This window comes from Mucilaginibacter conchicola, from assembly GCF_003432115.1.
GTDB lineage: Bacteria > Bacteroidota > Bacteroidia > Sphingobacteriales > Sphingobacteriaceae > Mucilaginibacter > Mucilaginibacter conchicola.
Genome location: NZ_QWDC01000001.1, coordinates 163,127 through 188,121 on the forward strand (window position 1 = coordinate 163,127; position 24,995 = coordinate 188,121).

Below are 24,995 nucleotides of genomic sequence, written 5' to 3' on the forward strand. Positions count from 1 at the left end.
TCATGATTATTTAATACGCAGTTAATATAAAATGCCACATTTTTATAGAAAAATTTAACCTATTTCAAACAACATCAAGTAACGTTTGTCGTATATATTATAATCTTAAACACTATGGTCATCTTAAAACTTGTTACCGATTCGGACACCGAGAAACACGTAGAGATAGTTACAGAAAGAGGCGTTTGGGGCAGCGGACTCTACAAGATATTTTCTTCCAGATTCCTGAGCAAACTTACTCATAAGGATATCCCTCATGAACCAACTGATGAAAACGATCCTAACTTTTTAGGTGAGATCAACATTGATAGAGACGAGGAAAAATGGGAATACAAAGGCACCAAGCTAAAGATCCCTGAACTGAAAAAAATAGTAGACTTTATATTTGATTACAAAGCACCAGATGCTGCGTATTAATAAAAACAATAAAGGCCCCGATAAATGGGGCCTTTATTGTTTTTATATCAACCTTTTGCAGCTGCTTCAACTTTAGCAATATCAATTTTGTCCATCTGCATCATTGCATGCATTACGCGCCCAGCTTTTGCTCTGTCCGGATCGGCAAGTAATTTACCCAACAACGGTGTGCACACCTGCCACGATAAACCAAATTTATCCTTTAGCCATCCGCAGCGCGATTTTTGCCCGCCATCTGCAGATAGTTTCTCCCAGTAGTAATCAATCTCTTCCTGCGTGTCGCAATTGATAAAGAAGGATACCGCCTCGGTAAATTTAAAATGCGGGCCGCCGTTTAGGCCCATAAATTCCTCATCGGCCATTTTAAACTGGGCACTCATGAGCAAACCTTCTTTACCCGGGCCTTCTTTGCCGTAGTTGTTGGTATAAACAATGCTAAAATCGCTGAATACGGTTTGGTAGAAATCCATGGCTTGCTGCAGGTTGTTATCAAACCAAAGGAAAGGGAGTATCTTTTTCATAATATAGTGTTTTAATATACCAAAGATACCCTGTAAATGCACCGCGTGTAAGGGCCAATTGCGACAAATATACAGGCAGATTATGCCAATTGTATTATACCCTGCCGAATAACCTTGTAAGCTTACGCATGCGTTTTAAAGGCAAAGCCGATAACTGTTCTTCTGTAAGTTGCCATGTCCAGTTTTCGCCATCGCTTGCAGGTGTGTTCATACGGGCATTTTCATCCAGCCCCAGCCAATCCTGCAATGGAATGATGGCCGTATCACAAACCGATGATAAAGTTTCGCGGATGAGCATTTCAGCAATGTTTTTCTCTTTTGCTTTTATGCCTGTGTATTTTTTGATGTTGCTTAGTAATATGTTATCAGCATCCTGCCTGTACCAGCCGAGGGTGGTGTTGTTATCGTGCGTGCCGGTATATACCACAAAATTCTTCTCGTGCTGATGACTTATATGCGGTGAGCCTGCAATGTCATCGCCAAAGGCAAACTGCAAAACTTTCATCCCGGGCAGGTGATACTTATCTTTAAGTTCATAAACCGGTGCATCAATTTCACCGAGATCTTCTGCTATGAAAGGCATAGTGGGGAAGTGTTTCTTTAATTCCTCAAACAGATCCCCGCCCGGGCCGGGCAACCATTTGCCGTTCACCGCAGTGGTTTCGGTGGCGGGTACTGTCCAATAGGCCGAAAATGCACGGAAATGATCTAAACGCAACACATCATACCATTGCAGGTTTTTACCGATGCGTTTTATCCACCAATCATATCTTGTTTCTTTAAGCTTTTGCCAGTTAAAAGTGGGCATGCCCCAACGCTGACCTTCGGCATTAAAATAATCGGGTGGTACGCCGCATACGGTATTCATCTCAAGGTCTGCACCCAGGTCAAATAATCCAGGATTAGCCCATACATCGGCAGAATCATAACTGATGTAGAAGGGGAGATCGCCAAAAATTTTGATACCCAATTTATTGCTGTAAGATTTAAGGTTTTGCCATTGCGATGTGAAGATGAACTGATACCATTTTATTTCTTCGATTTCAGTGGCATGTTGCAAGGCCAGCTCTTTTAAAGCTTTTTTATTTCGTAGTTTGTATTCATCTGGCCATTTGTTCCACGGAGTGCCGTTGTTCTGTTGTTTTAGAAGTGTATAAAGCGCATAATCCTGCAGCCACCAATCCTCATTTTTGCAGAAATCGTTAAATGCTTTATTATCCTGTCCTGATGTTCTGAAGCGTTTCCACGCCAGGCTTAATAGTTGATAACGGGATTTTTGCGCCGCCTTGAAATCAACGTTGCTGCTTGTTTTGGTGTGATGTTTTTTCAGATCGCCTGCCTTCAGCAATCCTTCAGTCTTTAACAACTCCAGGCTGATTAACAATAAGTTACCCGCCTGACTTGAAGTGCCGCTATATGGCGAAAAGGCATCAACCTCGCTAACGGTATTTAACGGTAGTATTTGCCAGTACCGCTGGTTAGCCGCTTTTAAGGTATCAGCAAATGCAAATGCCTCTTTGCCAAAATCGCCGCTACCAAATGCCGAAGGCAGAGATGTGATGTGTAGTAACACACCTGCACTACGCTTGTTATCTGAGGGTTTCAGATGCAAAACTATGAAGGGCACATCGGCCAGTAGGTTTTTTAGTTTGAGTTTTTTGTTGATGATGTACTGTTTACCGGTAATGATGTCTGCAGCAGAGGCAGGAGCTTCAGCAGGCAAAATAACTTCCGTGTCTGCCCAGTCCTCACTCGTGTATTTTTCTAAGCCGTTTTTAGCCACTCCTGTAAGGCTAAGCGGAGCGATGGTAACAGCCCATTCGCCGTTGTAAACTCTTGCGAAGGCGATAACTTTATCCGCGTGCTTACCCTTAACCTGTAACGACAGGTATTCGCCTTTAGAAAATATATCTGTTGATGCACGAAACTTAAGCAACTTGCTTAATAGCTGAAGCTTAAATGATCCGTCCGTTTTTGTCCAGTCGGCAGGAGTGTCGGTTACATCGGTTAGTACCTGTTTCCTCAATTCGTAATCTACAGGCCTGCGGTTATCGGGGTCAACCATGCTGAGATCCAACATTTCGCAACCCTGGTAAATATCGGGTATACCCGGGCAGGTAAGCTTCAGTGTTAATTGCGAAAGTGAATTAACAGTTCCATAGTCCGCTATTTTATTGAAGAAACCGATGAAGCTCTCCCAAAACGGCTTTTGCTTATCCAATAAACCTAAAGCAAATTCTTTTGCAGCTTTTTCATAATCATCGTTTGGTTGAGCCCAATTAGAATGCACTTTTGCTTCGCGAAGTACTTTTTCGAGATAAGCGCTCACGCGATCCCTATAGTTATTAATATCTTCCTCTTCACCGGCGTAAGTGCCAATGAGGGTTTGGTAGATAAAATATTCATCGTTGGTATCAGGCAGATCATCCTGCTTCAGTTTAGCGTTAAGCTTGCGCCATTCGGTCACTTTCTCAAACCACTCATCACTTAAATAGCTCAGAACGTTTAATCTCGCACGCACGTCTTCGCCACGTTTGGTATCATGGGTTGATGTACCATTTAAAGCCAGCGGCCATTGTTGCTGACGCGCTTGCATCAACTTATGGAAATCATCTACAGAGGTACCAAATGCATCCGGTGCATCACCAACCTCGTTATGCCCAATAAAGCGATTATAGGTGTACATCAGCGTATCTTCAACACCCTTAGCCATCAAAGGCCCGCTGAACTGCATACAGCGCTGGTAAAAGAGCAAAACATTAGTACTATTGCCGGATGAGAAAAGGATGCTGTTGCTCTTTAAAATAGCATTTAAGGCTTGTCGCTCATCATCATTTAACGGCCACTTGTTTCCATAAAAACGGTAAACCGGCAATTGTATCAGCAGATCAGCAATTGCTTGTTTAATAGTATCTCCGTCTTTGGCATCGCCCAAACCTAATTCAAAGTAATAATTGGCGAGGTTATCCAGTTCCCCGTTCATGTTTGAGGTAAGGATAAGTCGTTTTTTATTCAATATCTGTTCAGCAACAGGCTTATTGCTTTTCGCTATCTTACCGTAAAACTTGGTGAAAGCTTTCTCGGCCTTTTTATTAGTGAAAAGGTTGTTAACCTGCGCCAGGAAATCATAGCCCGATGTACCTTCAATAGGCCATTCAGGCAATTCTTCGCCATGCTCTAATATTTTTTCTACAACGATATATGTTTTCTCACCAACCAGCTTGCGAAGGCGCTGCAGGTATTGTTCGGGATCGTATAGGCCGTCGATGTGATCGATACGAAGCCCCTGGAAAATGCCTTCTTTTACCAGTTGATCAATCAATTGGTGAAAATCATCAAATACCCGTTGCCTTTGAATATTCAGGCATATCAATCCATTCACAGTAAAAAAACGACGGAAATTAATGGTGTTATCTGTTTCCTTCCAGTTGCAAAGGCGATAATATTGTTGACCGGCGATTTTTGAAAGTTGCGCTTTATTTTTATTAAGTTTAGAGAGGTTATTTAAATTGATGCTTTCCGTTGATGATGCGTTCAGCGGCCATCTTTGATCTGCATAAGCGAAGAAAAATTCATTATTTTCATGCACGATCTGCAGATCGCCGTTATCAATCACCACTTGCAGATCATCGCCCAGAAACGGCACCATGATAGGACCTTTGAAGAAAGCGCCATCAGCTAAACTCTGATCAAAATAGTCTTTATATGGCGATGCCGGCCCATTTTTTAATACATCCATCAGCCATTTGTTGTTGTGATGGAAAGCCATGTGGTTAGGCACAATATCCTGTAACCAGTTGATGCCGGCAGCTTTCAGCTTTTTGCTTATGGTTTTAAGCTCTTTCAAAGTACCTATCTCCGGGTTAATGCTCAACGGGTCGGTACCATCATAACCATGGTTGCTGCCCGGTACAGCGCTGAATATGGGAGAAGCGTACAGCGTTTTGATCCCTAACTCAGTAAGGTAGGGGATAATGCCCTCAAGATGTTTGAAGGTGAAATCTTTGTGGAACTGTATACGATAGGTAGATACCGGATTGAACATTTTAATTGCTGTAAATAGTAATAGACGCTGGTTGGAGTTTTGATGCTTCGCTTGTTCCTGTTGAGGTGAAAATGAGCTTTAAGCCAGATGGTAGCTGAAAAGCATGCTGCTGCCCGGAGAAATTCATAAAGCAATGCACATGCTGGTCTTTCTCCCAACGATGCAGGTGCAGCGTTTTTTGTTCCTCATTAAAGGATACCTCTAACTGCTGCCTGTTGTTATTGTGCAGCGCAGGGGTGCTTTTCCTGAGTTGAATTAAACGCTTATAATAATCCAACATCTCTTGATGTTTTGATTGTTCTGCGCTATCCCAATTCAATTTAGATCGCTCAAAAGTATCCGGCGATTGCGGATCTGGTGCTTCGCCTTCGGCGTGGAAAGCTTTAAATTCGTTCTTACGGCCGGTTCTTACCGCTTCTATCAGTTCCTTGTCGCCATGACTAACAAAGTACAGGAACGGGTTTTGCTCCCCATATTCTTCGCCCATAAACAACATAGGCAGGTAGGGGCTAACCATTACAGCTGCCGCCATCAGTTTTTGCATATCCGTACTGAACAGTGTGCTGCTGCGCTCGCCGAGCATGCGGTTACCCACATGGTCGTGGTTTTGGGAGAACACTACGAACTGCTCACCTGGGTTATTGGTTTTAGTGCCGAATGTTTTCTGTCGCCCTTCAGAGTAAATGCCGTCATAAACATAAGCATCTGTATATGATTTAGCCAGATGCCTGATGCCTTCAAATTCCGAATAGTAACCATTGCGTTCGCCCCCTGCAGTGACACGCAGGGCATGGTGAAATTCATCTATCCATTGTGCATCCATACCGAACCCGTTTTGTTCAACAGGGTTGATGTAGCGGTTATCATTCAGGTCGAACTCAATGATGAGGTAGTGTTTGTTGCCTGTCTCAGCCATTAGCTCATCAACCTGCTCACGTATCTCCTGCAAAATGTGCTTCGGACTAAAATCTTTGATGGCATGTACAGCGTCCATCCGTAATGCATCTATCTTAAAATCGCGGAACCACATCAGTACATTCTGTACAAAGTAATTGCGCACCTCATCGCAACCGGCATCATCAAAGTTGATAGCCTTGCCCCATGGTGTTTGGTATTTATCGGTGAAATAAGGGCCAAACTCATTGAAGTAATTCCCCTCGGGGCCTAAGTGATTGTACACTACATCCAATATCACGGCCAACCCGTTACTGTGACAGGCATCAACCAAATGTTTTAAACCATGCGGGCCGCCATAAGAGTTTTGCACCGCAAAAGGAAACGCACCATCATACCCCCAGTTGCGTTGGCCGGGGAATTGCGCAACAGGCATTATCTCAATGGCGTTTATACCCAATTCTTTCAGGTATTGGAGTTGGGTTTCGATGCCCGCAAAATCTCCATTAGTTGTAAATGTACCGGTATGAAGTTCGTAGATGATATAATCTGAAAGTGGGATGTCGGGCTGATTAACCCGCTCATCTTCCAGCTTTACTATTTCAGAATATCCATGCACGCCATCTGGCTGCGAACGCGATGCTGGGTCTGGTAATTCCTTATCACCATTCAGTCGAAATTTGTACAGGTCGCCGGCTTTAAGCTCCTCGGTTCTAAGTGTCCAATAACCTTTTGGTTGTGACGCTAACTGAAAGGTTTGGCCATTTTTTAAAACCAATTCCGCCTTATCTGCATACGGTGCCCAAAGCACAACGTTTGCTGTTTTATCATCAGTAAACGTTATGCCGGGTACATTCGCCTTATCCATAGCTTACTTCAGTTTATTGCGCAACACCACTACAGAGCGGCCTTCAACATTTATCACTTCTTTTTTTGCCAGGGGCTGTGCCGTAATTTCGTCATTACTGGTATCTAATATGATCTCCCAGCTTTTGTTCACCAATACATCCGGAATATGATATTCCAGCTGATCATGGTGGGCGTTGAAGATCACATAGAAATTATCATCCGTCACAGGGTCGCCGGTATTGTCAACACTGTGCAGGCCATGGCCATTCAGGAAAATTCCTAATGAGCGGGCAAAGTCGTGGTTCCAGTTCTCGTCTTCCATCTCGTTGCCTTCCGGTAAAAACCAGGCAATATCCTCAAGGCCTTTGCCTTTAACCGGCCTGCCCTGGAACCATCTCCTGCGGCGGAACGCAGGGTGGTCTTTTCTTATCTGGATCAATCTTTTAGTGAACTCCAATAATTGCTTATCAGCACCGGCCCAGTTCAACCACGAGATCTCGTTATCCTGACAGTAAGCATTGTTATTACCGTTTTGCGTACGGCCAAACTCATCACCGGCCACCAGCATAGGCACACCTTGCGAAAGGAACAGGGTTGCCAGCAAATTACGTTTTTGCTTATCGCGCAGTTTGTTTATCTCAGGATCATCGGTAGGGCCCTCGGCACCACAGTTCCATGAACGGTTATGGCTTTCGCCGTCGTTATTGTTTTCGCCGTTAGCTTCATTGTGTTTTTCGTTGTATGATACCAGGTCGTTCAGCGTAAAACCATCATGTGCGGTTATAAAGTTGATACTGGCAGTAGGGCGGCGGTTATCATCCTGGTAAAGATCGGGGCTGCCGGTAAAGCGCTGGCCAAACTCACCCAACATGCTATCGGCACCTATCCAGTAATCGCGTACGCAATCGCGGTATTTGCCATTCCACTCTGTCCATCCCGGCGGGAAGTTACCCACCTGGTAGCCGCCTTCGCCAATATCCCATGGTTCGGCAATCAGTTTAGCCTGCGATATGATAGGATCCTGGTATATGATCTCAAAGAAACCACTCAGCTTGTTCACGTCGTGCAGCTCGCGGGCCAAAGTAGCAGCCAGATCGAACCTGAAACCATCAACGTGCATTTCTACTATCCAGTAGCGCAGGCTATCCATAATGTAGCGTAATACGTTTGGCAGCATAGCATTCAGTGTATTGCCTGTGCCTGTATAGTCGTTATAGTAACGTTTGTTATCATCAACTAAACGATAGTATGAGGCATTGTCGATACCTTTTAAAGATAACGTAGGCCCCATTTGGTTGCCCTCACCAGTATGGTTGTAAACCACATCCAGTATCACTTCAATACCTGCTTTGTGCAAGGCTTTCACCATTTCTTTAAATTCCTGCACTTGCTCGTGGCAGGGTACGCTGCCTGCATATTTAATATCGGGCGCAAAAAAGCCAATGGTGTTATAGCCCCAATAATTGGTTAACCCTTTTTCAAGCAGATGGCGGTCGTTCACAAAATGATGGATAGGCATCAGCTCAATGGCTGTAACACCCAGCTCATGCAAATATTTGATACAAGCCGGATGGCCTATAGCGGCGTAAGTGCCTTTTATCTCGTCAGGAATATCGGGATGCATCTGCGTAAAGCCTTTAACATGCATCTCGTAGATAATAGACTGATGGTAAGGGATGCGCGGAAATTTATCATCGCCCCAATCAAAAGTAGGATCAACAACTACTGATTTTGGCATAAATGGCGCACTGTCTGTAGTGCTGAAACTCAGATCCTCATCAGGGTTGCCTATTTCATAAGCAAATATAGAGTCGTGCCAGTCTATCCTGCCTGATAGGGATTTGGCATAAGGATCCATCAATAATTTGTTTCTGTTAAAACGATGGCCGTTTTGTGGGTCATAAGGGCCATCAACACGGTAGCCATAAAACTGGCCTGGTTTAACATCGGGCAGGTAGCAATGCCATATCTGGTGTGTACGTTCGGATAGTTTTATTCTTTTTTCGGGTTGCTTATCATTGAACAGGCATAGCTCAACGCCGGTAGCGCAATCTGCATATAAAGCGAAGTTTACGCCGTTTCCGTCCCATGTAGCACCCAGGGGGTAAGGTTTCCCCGGATAAATTTTACTCATGCATTTACAAAGGATATTATTCCGTAAATGTTTTTTTAATTTAAGATTATCGTTTGGCGAAACAGGTTTATGGTGTCCTAAAGACACCATAAGTAATAAACTTTCAGCTTTTTGGTAACAATTATAAAAAACCGTTGTTGGTAGGGTTATTTAAGATACTACAACATACTCAATGGAAAAACATACCTACCAGACAGGGATAATTGGAAACTGCGCGTACCTGGCGCATATAGGTACCGATACAAATATAGAGTGGATGTGCTGGCCACGTTTTGACAGCCAGTTTGTTTTCGGCGGAATGCTGGATAAAGAGAAGGGTGGAGAGTTTTCCATTAAACCTATCGGCGAGTACACTACTAAACAATACTATTTAGAGAACACCAATATATTACGCACCGAGATTACCTGCGAGAACGGCAAGTACCGTGTTACGGATTATGCGCCGCGTTTTCGCCGGCACGACAGGTATTTTAAACCGCTCATCCTTATCCGTAAAATAGAGCCGCTTGAGGGTAACCCGCGTATTAAAGTGGTTTGCGACCCTGTTTGTGATTATGGCCGAAAAAAATGGTCGAGAGCGTTAGGCAGCGATTCGATCACCTATACCAGCTGCGATGAACACATGACGCTCACCTCAAACATACCGCTTACCTATCTGGATGAAGAGGCTTATTTTTCATTGAATGATACCCGCTACCTGTTGCTGAATTATGGTGTAGAGATTGACCGCTCACTGGTTGGCTTGGCTGAGGAATATCTGCGCGAGACAACCGAGTACTGGCGCTTATGGATCAAACACTCGTCCATAGCAGGGTACTTTCAGCCCTACGTTATTCGCTCGGCGCTGGCTCTTAAAATTCACCAGTTTGAAGATACGGGGGCTATCATAGCTGCGAGTACCAGCAGTTTGCCTGAGTTCCCGGGGAGTGGCCGTAACTGGGATTACCGCTATTGCTGGCTACGCGATACCTATTATGTGTTAACATCTCTTAATCACATTGGCCATTTCGAGGAGATGGAGCGCTACTTTGGTTATGTAACGGATATATCCTTCGGCGATAAAAGCAGTTTCAGGTATCAGCCTTTGTATGGCATAGATGGCCGCAAAGATCTCAACGAGGTGATAATGGAGCATTTATCGGGTTATGAAGGTAACGGGCCGGTGCGCATTGGTAATCAGGCATCAGAACATATCCAGAATGATATTTACGGGCAGGTGATGATATCGCTGCTTCCGCTTTACACAGATCACCGTTTTGTATTTACCGAACGCAAAGATTCTGACAAATGGATCTCATCTATCCTGGATAAGATCGACCGTACTATTGATGAGAAAGATGCAGGTATATGGGAGTTCCGCAATATTGCACACATCCACTGTTACAGTAATTTATTCCAGTGGGCGGGTTGCTGCGCTGCGGAGAAAATTGCGCTTACCATTAATAATGATGAACTGGTACAACGTGCCCGCGCCTTAAAAGCCAGAGCCGCTGCTCATATAGAAGCTTGTTACGATCCCGAACGTAAGGTTTATACCCACGCCGCCGGTAGTCCGCATTTGGATGCCAGTACACTGCAGCTCATCATGATGAATTATCTTGACCCTGCTTCGCAAAAGGCAAAAGACCACCTTATAGCTTTAGAGAAAGAATTGAAAACCGAAAGCGGCCTGTTCTATCGCTACATTCACCAGGACGATTTTGGTAAACCGAAGACTACTTTCCTTATATGTGCGTTTTGGTATGTAGAGGCCCTGGCTTGCGTTGGCCGCATGGACGATGCCATGCGCGAGTTTGAAAAGCTGATGAAATATTGTAACCACCTATTGCTGTTTAGCGAGGATGTGGATGAGAAGACGGGCAGCCAGTGGGGTAATTTCCCGCAGGCATACAGCCATGTTGGGTTAATGAATGCGGCTTACCGCATAGCCGTTAAGTTAGACAGACCGATATTTTTATAATGGAAAAGCAGTTTAACACATGGTCTAAACAAATGCCGCACCTGGTATGGAACCTGCTTATCATAGCAGCCGTATTGCTGATAGGTTATGTAGTGAAGGTTATTGTTAAACTGCTGCTCAATTATTATAAGAATAAAAAGGATGCAGAGTACTCGTTCCTTCGCTCGTTTGTAACGCATTTCAGCAAATCGCTTAATCATTTCATACCGCTGCTTACGCTTAATATCCTGCTGCCATATTTTGCGCTTAAGGATGTTTATGCCGATGATATAAGAAAATGGTTCGGGATATTGTTGGTGATATCTTTTGCTGCGCTGCTTACAAATGCAATCAAAATACTCGAGGATTTTATCTACTATAAGTACGATTTTAATAAAGAGGATAACCTTAAGGAACGTAAGGTACGCACGCAGTTATCCTTTGTGCGTAAGCTTAGCACAGTACTTATCATCCTTATTACGCTATCGCTGATATTGCTCAGTTTTGACAGCGTACGGAAACTGGGAGCAGGTTTGCTCACCGGTGTAGGTATAGGTGGTATTATCATCGGTTTTGCGGCACAGAAATCATTAGGGAATCTGTTGGCCGGTTTTCAGATAGCGTTCACACAACCCATCCGTATTGATGATGTATTGGTGGTTGAAGGCGAATGGGGAAGGGTGGAAGATATTACGCTTACTTATGTGGTGCTCAATATCTGGGATCAGCGGCGATTGATACTGCCCATCAACTATTTCATAGAAAAACCTTTTCAAAACTGGACACGCACTACCTCGCAGCTATTGGGTACGGTGTTTCTGTATGTAGATTATGAAGTACCTATCGATGCTATGCGCGAAGAACTGGCTCGTTTGCTGGAGGCAACTCCGCTTTGGGATAAACGGGTAGGCATTATACAAGTTACCGATGTAAAACCAAGCACTATTGAATTAAGGGTATTGGTAAGTGCACGTAACTCATCTATGGCTTTCGATCTGCGCTGCTACATCCGCGAAAATCTGATCAAATACCTTCAACAGAACTATCCGGGCAGCCTGCCTAAAAACCGTATCGAGATAAACAGCGGTTTAGACAACTTCAAAAAAAGCTTTGCCTCAGACATTTAATTACACTTAATTGTCTTTTTGTAGTCATTTGGTGCTGATAATCAATCGAAAATAATTAATTATAAATTAAAACCTGTTGCTGCTTGTGCTGTTTTTATAAGTACTTATCTATCTATGAATACTTATGAAATCAGTTTTTGTCATCAACGATAATAGTGTTGAAGCGAGGAGCGTAGCAGAGTCGGCATTAATGTTTGCTAAAAGCATACATGCCAGGTTAGTGATCGGGAGTAGGGGAGTTAAATCGGCCAGCATGGAGTTAGCACCCGTGGTTGATGATATCGATGATGAGCATCATATTGATGAACACCTGTTTCACTACCTGAACGTATTGAATATACATACCGCAGGAGAGGAGACGGAAATAGTCGAGACTGATATTTCTGATCTGGATAACAGTGCTCTTGCTACATTCATCAACCACAATAATATTGGCATGGTGATAGTTCCCGCAGGTAATATTGACGATGCAAAGCTGGATATGCAGATCGTACTGAACAAAATATCGGTACCTATGCTGATGTTGCCGGCCAACTGGCAATACAAAGATATCCAACGACTTACTTACATCACCGACCTGCGTTGGTGTCGCACTGATGTTTTGGGTTACCTAAGCAAACTAACGCTCCCAAATAAAACCGACCTGTTTGTGGGCCATGTAGCCGCATCGGGCATACCGGATCTTGATGAGGATTTTGCGAAACAGATTTTCTTTGAGGCGGCCAAACGTTGCGGTAACCATCAGCAATTGAATTTCCACCATATAAAATCGGGCGATATAGCTACAGTAGCGGATGTATTGATACACGGTATGAAAAACGATGCCCTGGTATTGATTAACCACTCAGCGCACTATGGGTATTTTGTAGGCAAAAAACTGTCTTTAAACCATCCTGAGCTGATAAGTGTGCCTTTGTTATTATATCCAAATTAATAAATAACAAAAAAAATGTTATTTCGAACGATAGTGAGAAATCCTGTTAGTAATAAGATTTCCCTTCGCTGTCGCTCGTTCTAAATGACAGGTTATAGTTGTAACATCGCTGATACAATTATGCCGTTAGCGTTCAAATTTTAAAATTGTAAAACCTTACACAATAATTGCTGTTATGAGCATCATGGAAAATCAAACCGAATCACGCGAAAGAACAAGATACTCTGACGCAGAGCTTGAGGAATTCAAAGACGTTATATTACAAAAGAAAGCTGTTGCGCAGGAAGAACTCGAAGCATTATCGAGCTCATTGGGCAGTAGCAACCCTAACGGTACTGATGATACATCAGCTGCATATTCTACTTTAGAAGATGGTTCGGCCACACTGGAGAAAGAAAGCTTACACCAGTTAGCGGGCCGCCAGAAAAAGTTTATTGAGCAGCTGGATGCTGCTTTGATCCGCATTGCCAACAAAACTTATGGCCTTTGCCGTGTAACCGGAAAACTGATACAAAAAGAGCGCCTGATGGCTGTGCCACATACTACGCTAAGCATGGAAGCCAAACTGAAACAAAATTAAAATACATTAACTCGCAATAATGGAAAGCCGCCCGTAACCAACGAGCGGCTTTTTTGCGTCTAAGAAATTTTAAAATAAATTTGCGTAGCCAAATAGCTACATTTATATTTGTAGTCAAATAGCTACATATATGAATTTACGAAGGGATGTATTCCAGGCCATTGCCGACCCAACCAGAAGGGCCATACTTTTATTGGTTGCATCGCAATCGTTAACAGCTGGAGCGATAGCGGCTAACTTTGATACGGCAAGACCGACTGTTTCCAAACACTTAGCAATCCTTACCGAATGCGAATTGCTTAAGCAAGAACAACAGGGCAGGGAAGTACACTATCATTTAAACGCCAATAAAATGAAAGACATAGCCGATTTTATTGAACCCTTCCGCCAGATGTGGGACGAGCGCTTTAACAAACTGGAAGCCGTTATGAAAAATTATCAAAACAAACAACATGGAGCTTAAAACCAAAATACATGCAGAAGATGGCCGCCCCGATCTGCTGATAACCCGAGAGTTTGACCTGCCGGTTCAATTGCTTTTTAAAGCCTATGAAGATGCGGAACTTTTTGAGCAGTGGATGAATACTAAAGTGGTAAAGCTTGAAAGCAGAAAGCATGGCAGCTGGGCGTTTGAAACCAGTAACGCCGAAGGACAGGTGGTATTTAAGGCTAACGGCACCATCCATGATTTTGTACCCGATAAAAAGATAGTACGCACTTTTGAAATTGAGAACGCTCCATTTGATGTGCAACTGGAATTTCTGGATTTTGAACGATTGACGGATGACACCAGCAAACTGACCATTCATTCTATTTACCGTTCCGCAGCCCTGCGCGATCAGATGCTTAAACTACCCTTTAACCAGGGCCTCAACATGGCGCACAACCGTTTACAGGATATTGTTAACAAACTAAAATAACCTATCATGAGTAAAACTAAAAAGATCATTTACTGGCTAACCACGGCGTGGTTAGCCTTAGGTATGGCCTCAACTGGCGTGGTGCAACTGATGAAATTAAAAGCAGAAACTGCATTTGTATTAGAACTGGGCTTCCCTGTATACATCCTCACTTTGATAGGCCTGTGGAAATTATTAGGCGTAGTAGCTGTGCTTGTGCCCAAAATGCCTTTGCTTAAAGAATGGGCCTACGCCGGATTTTTCTTTGTAATGACGGGAGCCTTATATTCGCATCTGGCAACAGGCAAATCTATGGATCAGGTTTTTGGCGCTTCACTTTTGCTGGTGCTTACCGTTGTATCATGGTACCTGAGGCCGGCCAATAGAAAATTATCAACGCAAACCACAAATGAGAACCAATGAACCCAAAAGTTGATTTTTATTTCGAGAAGGATAAAGCCTGGAAACAGGAAGTAAATAAACTGCGGTCGATAATTTTGGATTGCGGCCTTACAGAGGAACTGAAATGGGGACAGCCCTGCTACGTTTTAAATGATGCCAATATTGTGTTGATCCACGATTTTAAAGAGTACTGCGCACTGCTGTTTTTTAAAGGTGCTCTACTTAACGACGCCAATGGCATATTGATACAGCAGACAAAAAACGTACAATCGGCAAGGCAGATAAGATTTACTAACCTGGATGAAGTGATTACACTGGAACCTGTTATTAAAGCCTATGTTTTTGAAGCTATTGAAGTTGAAAAAGCCGGACTGAAAGTAGAGTTCAAGAAAACCAAAGAGTTTAACATGCCCGAAGAATTTCAGGCAAAGCTCGACGAATTTCCTGCGCTGAAAGAAGCTTTTGAATCTCTTACACCAGGCAGGCAACGGGGTTATTTATTGCATTTCTCATCGGCCAAACAAGTAAAAACCCGCGAAGCGAGGATTGAGAAATACATTCCGCATATACTAAACGGTAAAGGATTGGATGATTAATAACTGAGTATGAACACTGAAGTAGATGATTTTATAGCCGGAGCCACAAAATGGCCGGACGAGTTAAAGCAACTCCGACGAATATTGCTTAATAACGGCTTAATCGAGGACATGAAATGGCGTGCGCCGTGTTATACTCTCAATAACGCCAACATAGCAATCATCGGAGAACTGAAAGATTGCTGCGTGCTCAGCTTTTTCAAAGGTTCTCTGCTGCAGGACGAGGCCGGTATTTTAACAAAGCCAGGCGAGAATACACAATCGGCCCGAACAGTGAAATTTACCGGTGTAGATGAAATAAAACAACTCGAATCCACGCTAAACGCATACATCCGCGAAGCGATAGAAAACGAGAAAGCAGGCAAGGTTGTCGATTTTAAACAAAAGCACGAACTGGAACTCGCCGAAGAACTTATTGCTATGATGCAGCAAATACCCGCGTTAAAATCGGCTTTTGAAGCGTTAACTCCCGGCAGGCAACGTGCTTATAACCTATACTTCACCGCGCCTAAACAATCTAAAACACGTTTATCGCGTGTAGAAGCCTGTATGCCTAAAATATTGGCAGGTAAAGGACTAATGGACAGGTAATTTAGTCCGCCTTATTCACCAGATCAAACCTGCTGAAAATAGCCTGTTCATTTGGTGTGCCGTTAAAGTACAGACCCACACGTTGCGGACGATCCCACTGGGGAAGTTCGCTTATAGATACTTTGTTGCCCGTAGCCAGCTCTTTCCATTCGTCTTTACCTTGCTTGTAGTACGCTTTACAGGTTCTGTCCGGCGTCATCGAGAATTTCAATTCAACAGGAGAGTTTGCGTTTATCGTTGCCGAATCAAGCAAGCTTGTATTACCATCTTTTATCAACCAGTATTTTACGGTGTTGCCTGATGTGGTAAGGCCTAATACGGCTTTTGTGGTACCATAGAACGCCAAACCTTTTGATGCCTCATTATGATTGGTAACCGTGGTACTCATCTCAAAATGGTCAGACATCGGGCGAACGCCATACATCATACCACTTTTGTTACCGGCTAACATGGTGCCCGATAATGATAGTTTTCCGTTACCCTGCTTAACTACCGGCGATGCGTTGTGGAAATCATACTGCCAATAAAGAGCTGGCTTTTTTGCGTTAAAGGTATCATGGATATTAGGATAGGCATGTTTGCTGGCAATTGCTTTCATGGTAGGCCATCCGTTTTTACCGTTCCAGTTTAAGGTTGCAAGCATACCCTCGCGGCCGGTAAATACCTCGCTGCGCTGGTTATAGGCATGCAATATGTAATAATATTTGCCCTGTGCATCCTGAGTAAAAGTTCCGTGGCCGCTGCATTTCCAACCTTCGGCGGGTTTAAGCAGTTCAGATGCTTCGTACTTTTCATAAGGGCCCGCAAAACTGGTTGAACGTGCCACCTTTACATGGTAACTGCAGCCAATACCACAACAACCACCCGCCGAATAGAACAAGTAATAGTACTTGCCATGTTTTAAAAAGCTTTGGCCTTCCATACCGATTTTCGCGTCGTCTTTTAACAGAGAAATAGTTTCGCCGTAGGCCTTAAGTCCGTCGGGCGTTATCTTTTGAGCAAGCAGTTCGATAGGGCGGTTATCCAGTCCGTATGCTTTAAAGGTGATATACAGCTGCCCTTTATCGTTATAAATAAAAGCGTCTATAGCTTCTTTACCGTGATCTATGATCACGCCATGGTCTGTAAAACCATGGTCGGGATATTTTGAGGTGGCTACGCCGATGCACGAAATATTGTCCGATTTACGGCGGGCGGTGTAATAGATATAATAAGTATCTTTTATTTTATAGTACTCCGGTGCCCAAAACGAGCCAACTGTCCAATCCGGTGCTTTATCAAACACATAGCCTGTTTGTTTCCAGCTTTTAAGGTCGGTTGAGTGATAAACAGGGTAGTGCGGCGCCCATTCTGATGAGGTACCTGTGGCATAATAACCGTTAGCAGTGTGTATGATAGAAGGATCCGGAAAATCGCCCGAAATTGCAGCTGCAGTAGTTTGGGCTTTAGCAGAAACAGAGCAGCAGAACATTGCGGCCACAACAATAGCTTTAGTAAGTGATCTCATCAGGTTTACAATTGGATGCAGGCCTGCAATATCGAAAAATACCTTTAAATTCTTACTGCTAAACCGATTATTTTAAATTTTCGCCGAAACTTAACTTGTTTAAAGTGCATAAAATATAGATAGAAATATTCCCAAAAAATTTGAATAATATCTATCTTCACTCGGTTTTAAAGCGGTTTTGCTTTAAATAGAAACCCTAAACTTAACAATTACTATTGCACTCATCGTGACAGATACTATCTTAAATTGCAGAAATTGCGCAGATCCCATCACCGGTAATTATTGTTCAAACTGCGGCCAACCAAAGGCATTGAAACGTGTAGACGGGCATTACCTGGCACATGAGATACAACACCAGCTCCATTTTGAGAAAGGTATTCTTTATACCATTAAAGAGTTGCTTTTAAGACCGGGGCGGAGTATAAGACAATTTATTTCAGATGATCGCAACCGCTTGGTGAAACCCGTGGCTTTTGTGGTTATTGCTTCGCTTGTATACTCTACCATCAACCACTTTTTCCACATCGAGGATGGTTATGTAAGCTACAAAGAAGCTGATAAATCGGCCGTAGGTGGTGTTTTTGAATGGATGCAACACCATTATGGGTATGCAAACATTATCATGGGCGTATTTATCGCTTTATGGACAAAGCTGTTCTTTCGTAAACATAATTATAATTTCTTTGAGATACTGATAGTCCTGTGTTTTGTAATGGGCATTGGTATGCTGATATTCTCTGTATTTAACTTAATAGAAGCTTTTACTAAAATCAAATTAATGACCGCAGCCGGCGTAATTGGCTTTGCTTATTGTACCTGGGGCATAGCGCAATTTTTTGGTGGGCGTAAGGTAATGGATTATGTAAAATCTCTCTCTGCGTATCTGTTAGGGTACCTCACTTCAATGATCCTTGCCATACTATTGGGTGTTTTGTTAGATATTATTACGAAGCATTAAGCTTATAGCCATAAATAATTCACAAGATTTTTACATGCTCAGGATGTAAACAGCTTATTTAAAGTTGCCATACAGGCTGATAATGCTATTTTTGCACTGTGAAAAAAGCTTTGCTATACATAATAGTAACTGTGATCGTAGCTCAAAATACCGAGCTTGATCAATTGGCGAAGCTGCCTATACTTTTCCAGCACTTTAAAGAACATCGCCAGCGCGATAGTAGTGTAACCCTGATGCAATTCTTAGGCATGCATTATTGGGGTGATGATCTTAATGATAACGACAATGACCGTGATATGCAATTGCCATTTAAAAAGATGGATGCGCATGCCACATACGTTTATCTTTTACCTGCTTTGCGTGTCATTGAAAACGATACACAAGTTAAGCCGGTAAATAACTCCTTTTCAGAGTATCGCCCGGATTATTTTCCTGATCCGGCGCTTTCATCGCTCTTCAGGCCGCCTCAGGCATAATTTGCTAATCCATTTTATTTAATTACCTGCAACAAGGCCTTTAAGGCTTTGATGCTGCTTTGCATTAGCTGCATTTTAAGCAGGTATAGTCGCAAATTATTTACAGCAAATTCATGCTTAATAAGATCATACAATTCTCAGTTAAAAATAAACTGGTAATTGGCTTATTTATGGGGCTTTGGATCATTTACGGTGTGTACGAAGTTACGCGCCTGCCAATTGATGCCGTGCCCGATATTACCAATAACCAAGTACAGATAATCACTACCGCACCGGCGCTTGGCGCACAGGACGTGGAACGATTGATCACTTTCCCGATAGAACAGGCCATCAGTAACATCCCGGGCCTTAAAGAGAGCCGCAGCATGTCGCGCTTTGGCTTGTCGCTAATTACCGTCGTGTTAGATGATGATGCCGACATATATTGGGCACGCCAGCAGGTCACCGAACGCCTGCAACAGGTGGATATTAACGAAAATGCCAACAAGCCCGAGCTTGCCCCGGTAAGTACAGGCCTTGGCGAGATATACCAGTATGTAGTACGCCCAAAGCCGGGCTTTGAAGATAAATACAGTCTGGCCGATCTGCGTACCATACAAGACTGGATCATCCGCAGGCAATTGTTGGGTACCAAAGGCGTAGCCGATGTATCAACCTTTGGCGGCGAGCTGAAACAATATGAGGTTGCGGTTAATCCCGCAAGGTTAAAATCACTTAACCTGAGCATTACCGATGTGTTTACCGCGCTGCATACCAATAACCAGAATACCGGCGGTGCCTACATAGAAAAGGGCCCAACAGTGATGTATATCCGCAGCGAGGGTTTGGCAGGCAGTATTGCCGATATAGAGAACATCGTGGTAAAAGTAAATGCCACAGGCGCACCGGTACTGATTAAACAGGTTGCGGATGTAAAACTTGGCGCGGCTACACGTTACGGTGCCTTAAACTACAACCCTACCGGAGAGGTAACCGGTGCCATAGTAATGATGCTTAAAGGCGCCAATTCATCAGAGGTTATCGTAAATGTTAAAAAACGCATCGCCGAAATACAGAAGACCTTGCCCGATGGCCTGGTGATAGAGCCATTCCTCGATAGGACAAAAATGGTGAACAATGCCATCAGTACGGTTGAAAGTAACCTATTAGAGGGTGCTTTGATAGTAGTATTCGTACTCGTGATATTCCTCGGTAACCTGCGTGCCGGTTTAATAGTGGCTTCGGTTATTCCATTGGCCATGCTGTTTGCCATCATCATGATGAACACCTTTGGTGTAAGCGGTAACCTGATGAGTTTAGGTGCGCTGGATTTTGGTTTGATAGTGGATGGCGCGGTAATCATTGTTGAGGCTATTTTGCATCACCTGCATTTCTCTAAACGATATGCCACAGTAGATAATCTCTCTCAGGATGAGATGAACACAGAGGTAACAGGATCTGCTTCGCGCATGATGAATGCTGCGGTTTTTGGGCAGATCATTATTCTTATTGTTTACTTGCCGATATTATCGCTATCAGGCATCGAGGGCAAAATGTTTAAACCAATGGCGCAGACGGTAGCCTTTGCCATTTTAGGTGCGTTTATCCTGTCGTTAACTTATGTACCGATGATCAGCTCGATGTTCATCAGCAAAAAACTGACGCATAAAGCCAACCTGTCTGACAGGGTGATGAACAAGATAGAGGGTGTTTATCAACGCTGGCTGGCTAAAGCGATGGGCTTCCGTAAGGTGCTGGTAGCATCAGCTTTTGGATTGTTTGCGGTGGCTATATTTATATTCAGCCGGATGGGTGGCGAGTTTATCCCGCAGTTAGAAGAGGGCGATTTTGCCGTAGAGACGCGCTTGTTAGTAGGTACTAACCTGAGTACCACCATCGGTACCATACAACAGATTTCAGCTTTGCTGCAAAAGAAATTTCCCGAGGTAGAAAAAGTAGTATCCCGTATCGGTAGTGCCGAAATACCTACCGACCCGATGCCTATTGAGGGTGGCGATGTGATCATTGTACTAAAAGATAAAAAGGAGTGGACGAGCGCCAAATCTTTCCAGGAAATGGCCTCAAAAATGTCGGCAGCGGTGCAGGAAGCTGTGCCGGGCGTGACCACCAGTTTCCAGTTCCCTGTTCAAATGCGCTTCAACGAACTGATGACAGGCGCTAAACAGGATGTGGTGTGTAAGATCTTCGGCGAAGATCTGAACGCCCTTGCACGCTACGCTGAACAAATTGGTGCTATCAGCAGGACTGTTGATGGCACTGCCGACCTGTACGTTGAAAAAGTAACTGGTATGCCGCAGGTAGTGATCAAATACAATCGTGCCGAAATAGCCAAATACGGGCTGAATATAGATGACGTGAACCGCACTGTTAACGCGGCCTTTGCGGGTGCCGCCGCAGGTAAGGTTTACGAGGGTGATAAAAGCTTTGACCTGGTAGTACGCGTAGGCAGCGAAGGCCGTCGCAATTTAAGCGATGTACAAAACCTGCTCATTTCAACGCCAACGGGCATACAGATTCCGCTTTACCAGGTAGCAAGTGTTGACGAAGTAGAAGGCCCTAATCAGATACAGCGCGAGAATGCCAAACGCCGTATCACGGTAGGCTTTAACGTTCGGGGCAGGGATGTACAATCGATAGTAGAAGAACTTCAGCAGAAAGTGAATAGTAAGGTAAAACTTGCGCCGGGATATTACATTACATACGGTGGTGCATTTGAGAACCTGCAGCAGGCTAAAAAACGTTTGGGTATTGCTGTTCCGGTGGCATTATTGCTTATCTTCCTGATGTTGTATTTCGCGTTCTCGTCTATCAAAGAAGGTGCGTTGATCTACACGGCTATCCCACTATCAGCCATAGGTGGGGTGTTTGCCTTGGCTTTGAGAGGGATGCCTTTCAGTATCTCAGCAGGCGTTGGTTTTATCGCCTTGTTTGGTGTGGCCGTTTTGAACGGTATTGTATTGATATCCGAATTTAACCGCATCCGTGATGAGGGTAAAATAACCGATCCTTTAAAACTGGTAATGGAAGGTACCCGTAACCGTTTAAGGCCTGTACTAATGACCGCAGCAGTAGCATCATTAGGCTTTTTGCCTATGGCGCTCAGCAACGGTGCCGGTGCCGAGGTACAACGCCCGCTGGCTACTGTAGTTATCGGTGGATTGATCACGGCTACGTTCCTAACCTTATTTGTGCTGCCGGCGCTTTACCTCTTGTTTATTGGTAAAGTAAAAGTGCCTGCAACAGGTAAGGCTGTTATGATAGGTTTGGTGTTGTTTGGATTATCTGCATCAACAGCAAATGCACAGCAACCTGTAAGCGTTAACCAGGCCTTACAAATAGCGCTGAACAATAACTTGCAGGTACAAACCGCCAGCCTGAACGAGAAAGCAGAAAGCATCCGCCAGAAAACAGGTTTCGATATCGCCAAAACGCAGATCTCTGCCGATTACGGGCAGATCAACAGTGCGATAAACGATACACGTTTCGGTATCACACAATCCATTAGCTTCCCAACAGTTTACAGCAACCAGAAGAAGGCTTTGAAGGAGAATTATCTCTCAGCCGGTGCGCAAGCCGCTTTAACCCGTCAGGATATCAAAGCTGATGTTCGTAAGCTGTATTATCAGCTATTATGGATAGACGGAAAGAAAAAGCTTTTACGCTACGCGGATAGCATTTACACTTTGTTCGAGAAGAAAACCAACCTGCGTTTTAAAGTAGGTGAGGCCAATGTGCTGGAGCAAACTACCGCTCAAACCCATCATCAGCAAATAACTAACCAGTTAAATTTATTATTGGGTGATGAAGAAGTAGCACTAAAGCAATTTAACTTATTGCTGCATGATAGTGTAACGTATATCCCTAAAACAGATACACTACGTATTAACGTAGATCCGATGCTATATACGCAGCCTTCAAATGATAAACTACCGCTTTTGCAGGTTTATAACCACCAGGCCGAAGCAGCCCGTTACCGCTGGAAAACGGAGAGGTCAAAACTGTTGCCTGATTTCTTTGCAGGGTATAATAACCAAAGTATTGCAGGCTCACAATTTGTTAATGGCACAGAGACCTATTACGGTACAGGCAAGCGATTTAACTATATAGCCGCTGGCGTAAGTATTCCCTTGTTCTGGGGAGCGCAGTCGGCCAAAGCATCTGCCGCAAAGGTAGAATGGCAAATGGCACAGAAACGTACTGAACTGGCCTCGCAGCAATTGCAAACAGAGTTACAGAATGCCAACAGCCAGTTGCAGAAATATGCAACCAGTTTAGAATACTACGAGAAGCAGGGCAACAAAAATGCCGCCCTTATTATCTCAACTGCCGATAAACAATTTACCGGTGGCGATATCAATTACCTGCAATGGGTAATACTGGTAGATCAGGCCATCAGCCTTAAAAACGAATACCTGGATATGCTGAACAATTATAACCAGTCGGCTATACAGGTTCAAAAACTCAACAATCAATAAAAAGATGAAGACATATATATTATCGATCCTTGCCGCAACGGTGCTGTTTGCCTCATGCGGCGGCGAAAAACCAAAGAAAGAAGCCAAAGAAGAAAAGCAGGCTGATACCTTAATGGTAACCCTAACACCTGCACAAATGAAAAATGCGGGTATCCAAACAGGCATGCCATCAAACGAAAACGTAAGTGGTGTTTTAAAGTTGCAAGGTAGTATTGATGTACCGCCGCAAAGTACTGTTAGCGTAAGTTTCCCTTTAGGCGGTTACCTTAAACGCACGGAATTACTACCGGGTGCGCACGTACGCAAAGGTGAAGTGTTAGGTGTGCTGGAAGATATGCAATTCATCCAGATCCAACAAGATTACCTCTCGGCCCGTGAGAAGGAACTGTTTGCAGAGAAAGAGTATAAGCGCCAGCAGGAACTAAACGCCAGCAAAGCCAGCAGCGACAAGGTGATGGAGCAGGCCCGTACTGAGATGGAGACCCAGCGCATCAACATGCGTTCATTAGCGCAAAAGCTGGAACTGATAGGCATTAACCCGAACAGGTTAACTGCCGGTAATATCTCTAAGAGTGTAAATATCTATTCGCCTATAGATGGCTTTGTATCAAAGGTAAATGTGAACATAGGCAAATACACCTCACCGACAGATGTACTGTTTGAACTGGTAAACCCTAAAGATATCCACCTGGCGCTAAATGTGTTTGAGAAGGATGTAAACCAGCTGTCAGTAGGCCAAAAGGTGATCACTTACACAACTGATAATCCTGATAAAAAATACGAAGCCGAGATCATCCTGATCAGCAAAAATCTTGACGAGGACCGTATGGCCAGTGTGCATTGCCATTTTGAAAAGTTTGATGCATCGTTATTGCCGGGCATGTTCATGAACGCCGAGGTAGAAGTGAAAAACGCAACTGCCTTAACCGTTAACGAGGATGCGGTAGTACGCTGGCAAAACAAACACTATGTTTTTGTTGATCAGGGCAATAACAACTTTAAAATTACTCCTGTAGCCTTAGGTAATGCCAATGCCGGCAAACAGCAGGTAAGCGGGGAGGGCCTAACGGATAAAACAACGATAGTTACCAAAAATGCTTATGCTTTGCTAATGAAGTTAAAGAACAGTGCAGAAGATGAATAATAAAATGAGATTGATAACATGCAGGCGCCTGTTCATAGCCGGCTTTGTTGTTTTACTTTGGGGCATGGCCGCCTGTAAAAAGGATGGTACGGCCAACGGTAGTCTTAAAGTGATTGTGGAGCACAACGGCATCAAAATAAATGGCGCATCGGTATATCTTAACCGTGATAGCACATATCATCCCGATAGCCTGAATGATGAGTACGATAAGATGCAAAAGGCCGATGCAATAGGTGAGGTAGTTTTCCATAACCTTATGCCGGGTACTTACTATGTTTACGCTGCCGGCTTTGAGCGCGATAATCACGCGGGTATTGAAGGTGCCGACAGTATAATAATTACCGACCGGCAACGACAGAATGATTACGAATTGAAGTTGCATACCACGCTGCGATAAAATGTTAGGCTAATAAAAATCCACTCCTAAAAAGAGTGGATTTTTTTATGGTAAAAACGCAGTTTACTAACATTCTTATCACTTTCTAATAAGTCTCTAATGTGTTTCTA

The 24,995-nt window shown here is 43.7% G+C and carries 20 protein-coding genes; 15 read left to right on the plus strand and 5 right to left on the minus strand.

All coding sequences use genetic code 11. From position 1 onward, the window contains the following. Positions 1-114: 114 nt before the first annotated feature. Positions 115-417, plus strand: a complete 303-nt coding sequence (locus D0C36_RS00665) for a hypothetical protein (RefSeq protein ID WP_117389670.1) — start codon at positions 115-117, stop codon at positions 415-417. Positions 418-464: 47 nt separating this feature from the next. Here D0C36_RS00665 and D0C36_RS00670 read toward each other — a convergent pair whose 3' ends face one another. From D0C36_RS00670 to glgX, 4 genes are all read right to left on the minus strand, one after another. Continuing rightward, positions 465-938, minus strand: coding sequence for a VOC family protein (locus D0C36_RS00670; RefSeq protein WP_117389671.1), 474 nt, complete (start codon positions 936-938; stop codon positions 465-467). A 94-nt stretch (positions 939-1,032) separates the two neighbouring features. Further along, the gene (gene treY, locus D0C36_RS00675) at positions 1,033-4,983 is read right to left on the minus strand and encodes a malto-oligosyltrehalose synthase (RefSeq protein WP_117389672.1); all 3,951 of its coding nucleotides are present in this window, start codon (positions 4,981-4,983) and stop codon (positions 1,033-1,035) included. Position 4,984: 1 nt separating this feature from the next. Beyond that, positions 4,985-6,745, minus strand: coding sequence for a malto-oligosyltrehalose trehalohydrolase (gene treZ / locus D0C36_RS00680; RefSeq protein WP_117389673.1), 1,761 nt, complete (start codon positions 6,743-6,745; stop codon positions 4,985-4,987). 3 nt (positions 6,746-6,748) lie between these two features. Next, complete coding sequence (glgX, locus tag D0C36_RS00685; RefSeq protein ID WP_117389674.1) at positions 6,749-8,860, minus strand: glycogen debranching protein GlgX; 2,112 nt, start codon at positions 8,858-8,860, stop codon at positions 6,749-6,751. Positions 8,861-9,032: 172 nt separating this feature from the next. On the opposite strand from glgX, the gene D0C36_RS00690 reads away from it, so the two are divergent. The 9 genes from D0C36_RS00690 to D0C36_RS00730 all read left to right on the plus strand — a co-directional run bounded on the left by D0C36_RS00690 (position 9,033) and on the right by D0C36_RS00730 (position 15,928). Then, on the plus strand, positions 9,033-10,820 hold the full coding sequence (locus D0C36_RS00690; protein WP_117389675.1) for a glycoside hydrolase family 15 protein: 1,788 nt from the start codon (positions 9,033-9,035) through the stop codon (positions 10,818-10,820). Further along, positions 10,820-11,926, plus strand: coding sequence for a mechanosensitive ion channel family protein (locus D0C36_RS00695; protein ID WP_117389676.1), 1,107 nt, complete (start codon positions 10,820-10,822; stop codon positions 11,924-11,926). The genes D0C36_RS00690 and D0C36_RS00695 overlap by 1 nt, the downstream gene beginning before the upstream one ends. A gap of 124 nt (positions 11,927-12,050) precedes the next feature. Beyond that, entirely contained in the window at positions 12,051-12,860 is an 810-nt protein-coding gene (locus D0C36_RS00700; protein ID WP_117389677.1) for a hypothetical protein, read from the plus strand. A gap of 175 nt (positions 12,861-13,035) precedes the next feature. Further along, complete coding sequence (locus D0C36_RS00705; protein ID WP_394339836.1) at positions 13,036-13,440, plus strand: TraR/DksA family transcriptional regulator; 405 nt, start codon at positions 13,036-13,038, stop codon at positions 13,438-13,440. Between the two features lie 130 nt (positions 13,441-13,570). Beyond that, the gene (locus tag D0C36_RS00710; protein WP_117389678.1) at positions 13,571-13,903 is read left to right on the plus strand and encodes an ArsR/SmtB family transcription factor; all 333 of its coding nucleotides are present in this window, start codon (positions 13,571-13,573) and stop codon (positions 13,901-13,903) included. After that, positions 13,893-14,360: an SRPBCC family protein gene (locus D0C36_RS00715; RefSeq protein ID WP_117389679.1), complete on the plus strand. Its 468-nt coding sequence runs from the start codon at positions 13,893-13,895 to the stop codon at positions 14,358-14,360. Before D0C36_RS00710 ends, D0C36_RS00715 begins: the two co-directional genes overlap by 11 nt. 6 nt (positions 14,361-14,366) lie before the next feature. Then, entirely contained in the window at positions 14,367-14,762 is a 396-nt protein-coding gene (locus tag D0C36_RS00720; protein WP_117389680.1) for a DoxX family protein, read from the plus strand. Further along, positions 14,759-15,337, plus strand: a complete 579-nt coding sequence (locus D0C36_RS00725) for a YdeI/OmpD-associated family protein (RefSeq protein ID WP_117389681.1) — start codon at positions 14,759-14,761, stop codon at positions 15,335-15,337. Before D0C36_RS00720 ends, D0C36_RS00725 begins: the two co-directional genes overlap by 4 nt. 9 nt (positions 15,338-15,346) lie before the next feature. Then, the gene (locus tag D0C36_RS00730) at positions 15,347-15,928 is read left to right on the plus strand and encodes a YdeI/OmpD-associated family protein (protein ID WP_117389682.1); all 582 of its coding nucleotides are present in this window, start codon (positions 15,347-15,349) and stop codon (positions 15,926-15,928) included. Between the two features lies 1 nt (position 15,929). On the opposite strand, the gene D0C36_RS00735 is transcribed toward D0C36_RS00730, so the two are convergent. After that, positions 15,930-17,435: a glycoside hydrolase family 43 protein gene (locus D0C36_RS00735; RefSeq protein ID WP_117389683.1), complete on the minus strand. Its 1,506-nt coding sequence runs from the start codon at positions 17,433-17,435 to the stop codon at positions 15,930-15,932. 310 nt (positions 17,436-17,745) lie between these two features. Between D0C36_RS00735 and D0C36_RS00740 the strand changes: the two genes are divergently transcribed. The 5 genes from D0C36_RS00740 to D0C36_RS00760 all read left to right on the plus strand — a co-directional run bounded on the left by D0C36_RS00740 (position 17,746) and on the right by D0C36_RS00760 (position 24,885). Continuing rightward, a complete protein-coding gene (locus D0C36_RS00740) occupies positions 17,746-18,393 on the plus strand; it encodes a DUF3667 domain-containing protein (protein ID WP_233524379.1) in 648 nt (215 codons plus the stop codon). A gap of 98 nt (positions 18,394-18,491) precedes the next feature. Next, positions 18,492-18,869, plus strand: coding sequence for a hypothetical protein (locus tag D0C36_RS00745; protein WP_117389684.1), 378 nt, complete (start codon positions 18,492-18,494; stop codon positions 18,867-18,869). 113 nt (positions 18,870-18,982) lie between these two features. Then, on the plus strand, positions 18,983-23,344 hold the full coding sequence (locus D0C36_RS00750) for a CusA/CzcA family heavy metal efflux RND transporter (protein ID WP_117389685.1): 4,362 nt from the start codon (positions 18,983-18,985) through the stop codon (positions 23,342-23,344). 4 nt (positions 23,345-23,348) lie between these two features. After that, positions 23,349-24,488, plus strand: coding sequence for an efflux RND transporter periplasmic adaptor subunit (locus D0C36_RS00755; RefSeq protein WP_117389686.1), 1,140 nt, complete (start codon positions 23,349-23,351; stop codon positions 24,486-24,488). Positions 24,489-24,492: 4 nt separating this feature from the next. Then, positions 24,493-24,885, plus strand: coding sequence for a hypothetical protein (locus D0C36_RS00760; RefSeq protein WP_147321908.1), 393 nt, complete (start codon positions 24,493-24,495; stop codon positions 24,883-24,885). The last annotated feature ends 110 nt before the right edge of the window (positions 24,886-24,995 follow it).